Annotated in this window: 7 protein-coding genes; 2 read left to right on the top strand and 5 right to left on the bottom strand. The window is 59.7% G+C overall.

Translation table 11 applies throughout. The features are described from left to right. Together DBR24_RS31985 and DBR24_RS11565 are read right to left on the bottom strand one after the other, a co-directional pair. Nucleotides 1-478, bottom strand: a 478-nt coding sequence (locus tag DBR24_RS31985) for an ABC transporter ATP-binding protein (protein WP_256591410.1), incomplete at its 3' end; no start/stop codon positions are given. Then, entirely contained in the window at nucleotides 478-1,572 is a 1,095-nt protein-coding gene (locus DBR24_RS11565) for an ABC transporter ATP-binding protein (protein WP_123462433.1), read from the bottom strand. The genes DBR24_RS31985 and DBR24_RS11565, both read right to left, overlap by 1 nt. Before the next feature lie 372 nt (nucleotides 1,573-1,944). Between DBR24_RS11565 and DBR24_RS11560 the strand changes: the two genes are divergently transcribed. Continuing rightward, entirely contained in the window at nucleotides 1,945-3,795 is a 1,851-nt protein-coding gene (locus DBR24_RS11560; protein ID WP_128614805.1) for a sigma-54-dependent Fis family transcriptional regulator, read from the top strand. A gap of 306 nt (nucleotides 3,796-4,101) precedes the next feature. On the opposite strand, the gene DBR24_RS11555 is transcribed toward DBR24_RS11560, so the two are convergent. The 3 genes from DBR24_RS11555 to DBR24_RS11545 form a co-directional block, all read right to left on the bottom strand. Beyond that, on the bottom strand, nucleotides 4,102-5,319 hold the full coding sequence (locus tag DBR24_RS11555; RefSeq protein WP_128614804.1) for an MFS transporter: 1,218 nt from the start codon (nucleotides 5,317-5,319) through the stop codon (nucleotides 4,102-4,104). A gap of 341 nt (nucleotides 5,320-5,660) precedes the next feature. Beyond that, nucleotides 5,661-7,043 (bottom strand): cysteine--tRNA ligase, encoded by a 1,383-nt coding sequence (cysS, locus tag DBR24_RS11550; protein WP_128614803.1) that lies wholly within the window; start codon nucleotides 7,041-7,043, stop codon nucleotides 5,661-5,663. Between the two features lie 15 nt (nucleotides 7,044-7,058). Beyond that, the gene (locus DBR24_RS11545; RefSeq protein WP_128614802.1) at nucleotides 7,059-8,759 is read right to left on the bottom strand and encodes a glutamine--tRNA ligase/YqeY domain fusion protein; all 1,701 of its coding nucleotides are present in this window, start codon (nucleotides 8,757-8,759) and stop codon (nucleotides 7,059-7,061) included. A gap of 250 nt (nucleotides 8,760-9,009) precedes the next feature. Here DBR24_RS11545 and DBR24_RS11540 point away from each other — a divergent pair, with 250 nt between their 5' ends. Then, nucleotides 9,010-9,516, top strand: a complete 507-nt coding sequence (locus DBR24_RS11540) for a peptidylprolyl isomerase (protein WP_128614801.1) — start codon at nucleotides 9,010-9,012, stop codon at nucleotides 9,514-9,516. The last annotated feature ends 46 nt before the right edge of the window (nucleotides 9,517-9,562 follow it).

The following is a 9,562-nucleotide window of genomic DNA, read 5'->3' as shown; positions in this document are numbered from 1 at the left end:
AGACGTCGTCACGCACCAGACCACGGCCCATGGAGACTTTCTGTTTTTCGTCGGCGGTGAGGTTACGGGCCTTTTTGCTCAGCAGGTTTTGCAGGTCGAGGACTTCGGCAATTTCCTGCACCTTGCTGTGCACTTTCGCCTCGGCCATGCCCTGATTGCGCAGCGGAAAGGCGAGGTTATCGAACACGGTCATGGTGTCGTAGACCACCGGAAACTGGAAAACCTGGGCGATGTTGCGCTTCTCCGGCGTCAGGTCATTCACCGCTTTGCCGTCGAACAACACATGGCCCTGCGAGGGGCTGAGCAGGCCGGAAATGATGTTGAGCAACGTCGACTTGCCGCAACCCGACGGCCCGAGCAAGGCGTAGGCGCCGCCCTGCTCCCAGACGTGATCCATCTCGCGGATGGCATAATCCTCCGAGCCGCTCGGGGTTTTGCTGTAGCTGTGGGCGAGGTGCTGCAAACGGATTTCGGCCATCAGGCAACCCTCGCGACACGCCGGCCCGGTGCTTGCACCAGACGGCCCTGCGCATCGAACACAAACAGTTTATGGGTCGGGATGTAGATGCGGATCGGCGCATCGACGTCGTATTCGTGAACCCCCGGCAGGTGCAGCACCAGCAGGAAATGCTCGTTGCGCACGTGCAGGAAGGTTTCCGAACCGCTGATCTCCGCCACTTCGACGGTGACCGCCAGTTCCAGATCGTCATCGTTGCTCGGCACCAGCGAAATGTGGCTGGGGCGCACGCCGAAACGAAACTCGCCCTCACCCACCGGGCGCAGATCGACGTTCAACGGGAAGTGCACGAAATTGGCGAAGCTGACTTCGTTGCCGGCGATGCGTCCGGGCATCAGGTTGATCGGTGGTTCGGAGAACAATTCCGCCGCCAACACGGTTTGCGGCTGGTGGTACACCGAAGTCGACGGGCCGCTCTGAATTACCCGGCCTTCGTGAAGAATGGTTGTGGTGCCGCCGAGTGCCAGCGCTTCGTTGGGTTCGGTGGTGGCGTAGATCGCGATGGTATGGCGCGCCTTGAACAGCTCGCGCATTTCCTGACGCAGTTCCTCGCGCAACTTGTAATCGAGGTTGACCAGCGGCTCGTCGAACAGGATCAGCTCGGCATCCTTGACCAGCGCGCGGGCCATGGCGGTGCGCTGTTGCTGGCCGCCGGAGAGTTCCAGCGGATAGCGCTGCAGAAACTTCTCGATGCGCAGCATCTTCGCAGTTTCCAGCACTTTGCTCTGAATGATTTCTTTCGAGACCCCGGCCTGACGCAGGGGCGAGGCGATGTTCTCGAACACGGTCATGGTCGGGTAATTGATGAACTGCTGATAGACCATCGACACGTTGCGCAACCGCACCGGGCGCTGGGTGACATCGACGCCGTTCATCAGGATGCGCCCGCTGTCGGGCTTGTCCAGCCCGGCCATTAACCGCATGAGGCTGGTTTTGCCGGACAGCGTGCGCCCAAGCAAAACGTTGAACGAACCGGGTTCGAATTTCAGGCAGGCATCGTCGATCCAGGTCTGGCCCTCGACGGTGCGGCTGACGTGCTCCAGGGTGAGTGACATGGCTCGGCCTTTTTATTATTGGAGTCAAGCGACCTGTGCATCAGAGCGACATTCGTGCCAGAAATGGCAAGTGGTTGATTTGTCGTGAAAAGTGGCGAAAACGTGGCGAACGGGCGTTCATTGCTGAACACATTTGAACAGTTGAGCGATTGACAATGAACAATAGTGAACAACACTCTATGAACTCATTTCGGTGAACACTGGAGATCCTGTGGGAGCGAGCTTGCTCGCGAATGCGGTGTGTCATTCAACCGATTCGGTGACTGATACGACGCTTTCGCGAGCAAGCTCGCTCCCACAGTTGATCTGTGTGGTTCTCGGGATTTGGGTTCATAACAACAATAAAAACGCTGCATCAGAGGCTGACACGCCATGGCCGCACCTGCCCCGCCGCTGTCCCACGACGCGATCGTCCAGACGTCCTGGCAACGTTGCCGTGCCTTCGGTCTCGACCACCACAGCACCCCGGCCTTCGATCAACTGCCTGCCGCCAGCATCGCGCAGTTGCTCGACAGTCACCATGCGCTGGTGCAGACCACCCACCAGGAAGTCCTGCCCTATTACGAAAACATCCTTAGCAATTCCAATTGCCTGATCATGCTCGCCGACAATCAGGGCCAGGTGCTGACGTCGTGGGGCACGCAACGCTTTATCGAACCGAATCTGGCGCGGGGGTTCCGGGCCGGCGCGAGCTGGAGGGAACGCTCAAGCGGCACCAACGCGATCGGCACCGCGCTGGCCTGCGAACAGGCGGTGCATATCGAGCACGACGAGCACTTCCTCAAGGCCAACCGTTTCATGACCGGTTCCGCCGCACCGATTTTCGACGCCGAGCGCAAAGTCATCGCGGTGCTCGACGTGTCCAGCGACAGCTACCTGCCGCCGTCGCACACCCTGGGCATGGTCAAGATGATGAGCCAGACCGTGGAAAACCGGCTGATTCTCAACCTGTTCCACGGCCAGCATTTTCAACTGACCTTCAACACCGGGTTGAACAACCTCGACAGTCAGTGGGCGGGGTTGTTGATCTTCGATGAGAGCGGTCAGGTGCTGTCGGCCAATCGGCGCGCCGACAATCTGCTCGGTGTGCGCCTGTCGCGGGTCAGCGTCGAAAGCCTGTTCAAGGTGTCGCTGCTGGAGTTGCTCAATCAGCCGGAGGGCTTGCCGTTTGCCTTGCAGACGTCCGGGCGTAACCGTTTTCAGTGTCTGTTGAAGCGGCCGCAACAGGCGCCGCTCCAGCCGCGGGTGTTTGCCGAGCCGAAACGTGCGGAACCACCGGTTAGAACGTCGAACGCGATCAGCCTCAATACCTTGCACTTCGGCGACAGTCGCGTGGAAAAAGCCGTGCGCCAGGCCGAACGGTTGCTGGAAAAAGACATTCCGCTGCTCATCCACGGTGAAACCGGCGTCGGCAAAGAGGTCTTCGTCAAAGCCCTGCATCAGGCCAGCTCCCGCAGCAAACAGGCGTTCATTGCCGTCAACTGCGCGGCGATCCCCGCCGAACTGGTGGAGTCCGAACTGTTCGGCTACGAGAAAGGCGCGTTCACCGGCGCCAACCAGAAAGGCAGCATCGGGCTGATTCGCAAGGCTGACAGAGGCACTCTGTTTCTCGACGAGATTGGCGATATGCCGTTGCCGACCCAAGCGCGGTTGCTGCGCGTGTTGCAAGAACGTTGCGTGCAACCGGTGGGCAGTAGCGAGCTGTTCCCGGTGGACTTGCGGATCATTTCAGCGACGAACCGCTCTTTACGTGAACAAGTGCAATTGGGCCGGTTTCGTGAGGATTTGTACTACCGCATTGGCGGTTTGACCCTGGAACTGCCGCCGCTGCGCGAGCGCAGTGATAAGCAGGCATTGTTTAAACGACTGTGGGAACAGCATCGTGAGCCGACGCAATGGGCGGGTTTGAGCCAGGAAGTGCTGGAGCTGTTCAGTCGTCATCCGTGGCCGGGGAATTTGCGGCAAGTCAGCAGCGTGATGCAGGTGGCGTTGGCGATGGCTGAGGAGCAACCGGTGAGGCCTGAGCATTTACCGGATGATTTTTTTGTGGATCTGGAGATGGAGCCGGTGGAGAGTGCGGTGCCGTTGGGGCAGGCTCTGAATGATGTCGAGGCGTTGAACCGGGAGTTGAAGGCTTCCGGGGGGAATATTTCCCATTTGGCGCGGCGATTGGGTGTGAGTCGGAATACGCTTTACAAGCGGCTGCGCCAGATTGAAGGTTGAGTGAGTCCCGTTCCCCTCACCCCAGCCCTCTCCCAGAGGTAGAGGGAGCCGACCGAGGTGTCTGGCGGGGTACATCGACCTGAAAGACCGAGTTGATTATGGATTCGGCACAGCACGTTCAGGTCGGTGTATCTCGCGAACATCCCCCAATCAGTCCCCTCTCCTGCAGGAGTGAGAGCTGACCGAGGTGGCTGGCGCTGAACATCGACCTGAAACATCGTGGCGATTATGGATTCGGTACCGCACGTTCAGGTCGGCGTATCTATTGAGCATCCCCCATTCAGTCCCCTCTCCTGGGGGAGAGGGCTAGGGTGAGGGCGAAAGTTCTGGCTCAACATGCGCAACCGAAGCCGCCTCCAATGTCCGCAACCCCACCAGCACAACCACCACCATCATCAACCCTGCACCAATCGCCACGCCGAACCCTGCCCGCGCGCCCCACGCATCAATCACCAGCCCCGCCAGCATGCCGCCTAGCGCAACGCCAATGCTGATACCCGTGGTCATCCACGTCAGCCCTTCGGTGATCCGCGACGGAGGAATAATGATCGTCCCCATTTTCATCACCACGACCATCGTTGGCGCAAACGAGATGCCCGCGATAAACAGCGCCGCTGTCAGCACATAAACATCCGTTGCAAAAACAGGCAGCACACCGGTGAACGCCGTCACCAATATCCCGACCAGAAACTGTTTTTCAATCGCCAGGGAAACCCGCAATGCACCAAACGTCAGGCCCGCCACCAATGAGCCAAACGCATAGGCAGCAAGGATGAAGGTCGCCGACGCTGGCCAGCCCTGCGCATTGGCGAAGGCGACGACCGCGACATCGATTGCGCCACCAATGACGCCCATCGCCAACAGCGCCAGAACAATGGTGCGAACGCCGGGAATCAGCAGGGTTGAGCCGCCATGACTGGCGTGGCCCACGACAACTTTAGGTTCAGTCTGGCGTTGCAGCAGAAACGCGGTCACCCCAATAGCCAACAACCCGACCGCAACCAGCGGCCCGGCTTCGGCGAAAAAACTCACGCTCAGACCGATCGCCAGTGGCGGGCCGACGATATAGGCCAGCTCGGTGAGGACGGTGTCCAGCGAGAACGCTGTGTGCAATTGCGGCTTGCCCCGGAACAACTGCGTCCATCTGGCGCGGATCATCGACGGCATGCTCGGCATCGTCCCCGCCAGCGCCGCTAGAACAAACAGCAGTGCGGCCGGTGCCCGCATGTAAACCGCGAGGATCAGTGCCAGCAACATGGCAATGCTGAACGCCGTGACGACGGGTAGCACGCGGCTCTGGCCATGCTGATCAACCAGTCTGGAGATGTGTGGGCCGAGCAACGCATTGGCCAGGGTGAAAGTCCCGGCGACGGCACCGGCCAGCCAGTACACACCGGTTTGCTGCACCAGCATGGTGATGATGCCGATGCCGATCATTGCCTGTGGCAAGCGCGCGATAGAACTCGCGAGCACTAACCCGATGGCGCCTGGGGTCGTTAGCAGTTCGCGATAGTGATTGGCCATGGTGTTTCCCTTACATGATCGTCGCTGCTCAGCATCCGGCTGAACGCGTTGCCGACATCAAGACCTACGCGAACGTCAAAAGCAACCCTCACCTCAGCCCTCTCCCGGAGGGAGAGGGAGCTGACCGAGGTGTCTGGCGTTGTACATCGACCTGAAAAACCGAGTTGATTATGGATTCGGCAAAATTGCTCACGTCGGTGTATTTCTTGAGCCACCCCCATTCAATCCCCTCTCCCTCCGGGCGGTCCGACGTTTCGGGAGGGTTAGGGTGAGGGGCTGTTCTTCGCAGCCAAACAAAAACCCGCACAAGGCGGGTTTTGTTTTGAAGCTAAACACAGCTATCAGTCAGCCAGACGCCAGGTAGTCCCACCCTTCCCGTCTTCCAACACAACGCCCATCGCCGTCAGCTGATCACGGATACGATCGGACTCAGCCCAATCCTTCCCCGCCCGCGCCGCCAGACGTGCAGCAATCAGTGCATCAACCTCAGCCGCATCGACACGCCCTTCAGCGCCCGCCTGCAGGAAGTCATCCGCCTCCAACTGCAACACACCCAACACGCTCGCCAGTTCTTTCAGACGTGCCGCCAGACCGGCCGCTGCGTCGAGATCGCTCTCGCGCAGGCGGTTGATCTCGCGCACCATCTCGAACAGCACCGCGCAGGCTTCCGGCGTACCGAAGTCGTCGTTCATCACCGTGGTGAAACGCTCGACGAACGCTTCGCCGCCGGCCGGGGCAACGCTCGGCAGGCCTTTCAACGCGTGGTAGAAACGCTCCAGAGCGCCCTTGGCGTCCTTGAGGTTGTCTTCCGAGTAGTTGATCGCGCTGCGGTAGTGGCTCGACACCAGGAGGTAACGCACGACTTCCGGGTGGTACTTGTCGAGCACGTCGCGAATGGTGAAGAAGTTGTTCAAGGACTTGGACATCTTCTCGCCATTGATGCGGATCATGCCGCAATGCATCCACGCGTTGGCGTAGGTCTTGCCGGTGGCTGCTTCGCTCTGGGCGATTTCGTTTTCATGGTGCGGGAACTCGAGGTCGCTGCCGCCGCCATGAATGTCGAAGGTCTCGCCGAGGCAGCAGGTGGACATCACCGAGCACTCGATGTGCCAGCCCGGACGCCCGGCGCCCCATGGCGATTCCCAGCTCGGCTCGCCCGGTTTGGCGGCTTTCCACAGCACGAAGTCCAGCGGGTCTTCTTTCGACTCGTCGACTTCGATGCGCGCACCGATGCGCAGGTCTTCGATCTTCTTGCGCGACAGCTTGCCGTAGCCCATGAACTTGGCGACGCGGTAGTACACGTCGCCATTGCCCGGGGCGTAGGCGAAGCCCTTGTCGATCAGGGTCTGGATCATCGCGTGCATGCCCGGAATATGATCCGTGGCACGCGGCTCCATGTCCGGCTTCTTGATGTTCAGGCGCGCTTCGTCTTCGTGCATCGCGGCGATCATGCGCTCGGTCAACGCGTCGAACGATTCACCGTTCTCGCGGGCACGATTGATGATCTTGTCGTCGATGTCGGTGATGTTGCGCACGTAGGTCAGATCGTAGCCGCTGAAACGCAACCAGCGGGTCACCAGGTCGAACGCGACCATGCTGCGGCCGTGGCCGAGGTGGCAGTAGTCGTACACGGTCATGCCGCACACGTACATGCGCACCTTGTTGCCATCCAGCGGTTTGAAGACTTCTTTGCTCTTGGTGAGCGTGTTGTAGATCGTTAGCACGTTAAATCCCTTGAATCACTGGCCCCACGAATCACGCAGAGTCACGGTACGGTTGAATACCGGCTGACCGGGTTTCGAGTCCTTGATATCCGCGACGAAGTAGCCTTCGCGCTCGAACTGGAAACGGTCTTCCGGCTGTGCGTCGCCAAGCGATGGCTCAGCACGACAACCGGTCAGCACTTGCAGTGAGTCAGGGTTGATGTTGTCGAGGAAGCTCGCGCTGTCCTCGGCCTTCTCCGGGTTCGGCGAACGGAACAGGCGATCATACAGACGCACTTCGCACTCAATGCTGGCAGCCGCCGGCACCCAGTGGATCACGCCTTTGACCTTGCGGCCTTCCGGGTTCTTGCCCAGGGTGTCCGGATCGTAGGAGCAGCGCAGTTCGACGATGTTGCCGTCGGCATCCTTGATCGCTTCGTCGGCACGGATCACGTAGCTGCCGCGCAGACGCACTTCGCCGTTCGGCTCCAGGCGCTTGTAGCCCTTTGGCGGTTCTTCCATGAAGTCATCGCGGTCGATGTAGATTTCACGGGCGAACGGCAGCTTGCGCACGCCGAGTTCTTCCTTCTGCGGATGACGCGGCAGTTCGAGCTTCTCGACCTGGTCTTGCGGATAGTTGGTAATCACGACTTTCAACGGACGTAGCACGCACATGGCGCGCGGAGCGTTCGCGTCCAGGTCCTGACGGATGCTGAACTCGAGCATGCCGAAGTCGACTACGCCATCGGAACGGTTGGTGCCGATCATGTCGCAGAAGTTGCGGATCGAAGCCGGCGTGTAGCCACGGCGGCGGAAGCCCGACAGCGTGGACATGCGCGGATCGTCCCAGCCATTGACGTGCTTTTCATCGACCAGTTGCTTGAGCTTGCGCTTGCTGGTGATGGTGTAGTTGAGGTTCAGACGGCTGAACTCGTACTGACGCGGGTGCGCCGGCACTGGCAGTGCGTCGAGGAACCACTCGTACAGCGGACGATGGCTTTCGAACTCCAGGGTGCAGATCGAATGGGTGATGCCTTCGATGGCGTCCGACTGACCGTGGGTGAAGTCGTAGTTCGGGTAGATGCACCACTTGTCACCGGTTTGATGGTGATGGGCGTGGCGGATACGGTACATGATCGGGTCGCGCAGGTTCATGTTCGGCGAGGCCATGTCGATCTTCGCGCGCAGCACACGGGCGCCGTCCGGGAACTCACCGGCACGCATGCGGGCGAACAGGTCCAGGTTCTCTTCAACCGAACGGTCGCGGAACGGGCTGTTCTTGCCTGGCTCGGTCAGCGTGCCACGGTATTCCTTGGCCTGCTCAGGGGTCAGGTCGTCGACGTAGGCCTTGCCGGCCTTGATCAGCTCCACGGCCCAGTCGTGCAACTGGTCGAAATACTGCGAGGCGTAGCGCACTTCGCCGGACCACTCGAAGCCCAGCCATTTGACGTCGCTTTCGATCGCGTCGATGTATTCCTGGTCTTCCTTGGCCGGGTTGGTGTCGTCGAAACGCAGGTGCGTGACGCCGCCGAACTCCTGGGCCAGGCCGAAGTTCACGCAGATCGACTTGGCGTGACCAATGTGCAGGTAGCCGTTGGGCTCAGGCGGGAAACGGGTGACGATCTGGGTGTGCTTGCCCGAGTCCAGGTCTGCCTGGATGATCGGCCGCAGGAAATTGACCGGCACGGCAGGGCCGGACTTGGCATTCGAGGTAGGGTCGACAGTGGGCTTGCTCATAGGATCCTTGACTTACATGTGCGCGGCCGCAAAGGGGGCCAGACAAAACAAAGCCGCTATCATAGCCGATGCTGTCAAGGGCCTGACAGAGCACGGCCTATAAAGGAACGCATTTAATCGCCGGGAATTGAAAAACAGCCTCGAAATTCGCGCCTGTCACGCTAAACTGCGCACCTTGGCCGAAGCAGGCTGAACCGGTTTCGGGACTCAGTGTCCGAAAACCACGAATTCCTTATAAAGAGTAGCGATCATGACTCAAGTTAAATTGACCACCAATCATGGCGACATCGTCATCGAACTGGACGCGGAAAAAGCGCCAATCACCGTTGCCAACTTCCTCGAATATGTGAAGGCCGGTCACTACGAAAACGTGGTTTTCCACCGCGTGATCAAGGGCTTCATGATCCAGGGCGGCGGTTTCGAGCCTGGCATGCAGGAAAAGAAAGACAAGCGCCCAAGCATCCAGAACGAAGCCGACAACGGCCTGAAGAACGAGAAGTACACCCTGGCCATGGCTCGTACCATGGACCCGCATTCGGCCTCGGCACAGTTCTTCATCAACGCCACCAACAACAGCTTCCTCAACCACACCGCCAAGACCGCTCAGGGCTGGGGTTATGCCGTGTTCGGTAAAGTGGTTGCCGGTACCGACGTGGTCGACAAGATCGAAGGCGTTGCCACCACTTCCAAGGCCGGTCACCAGGACGTGCCGAAAGACGACGTGATCATCGAGAAAGCCGAGATCATCGAAGCGTGATATTGCTGATTTCAGACTTGCATCTGGAAGAGGAGCGCCCGGACAT

Source organism: Pseudomonas sp. HMWF006 (assembly GCF_003061205.1).
GTDB lineage: Bacteria > Pseudomonadota > Gammaproteobacteria > Pseudomonadales > Pseudomonadaceae > Aquipseudomonas > Aquipseudomonas monsensis.
The sequence above is the reverse complement of the archived record's forward strand: the minus strand, read 5'-3'. Positions and strand labels throughout refer to the sequence as shown.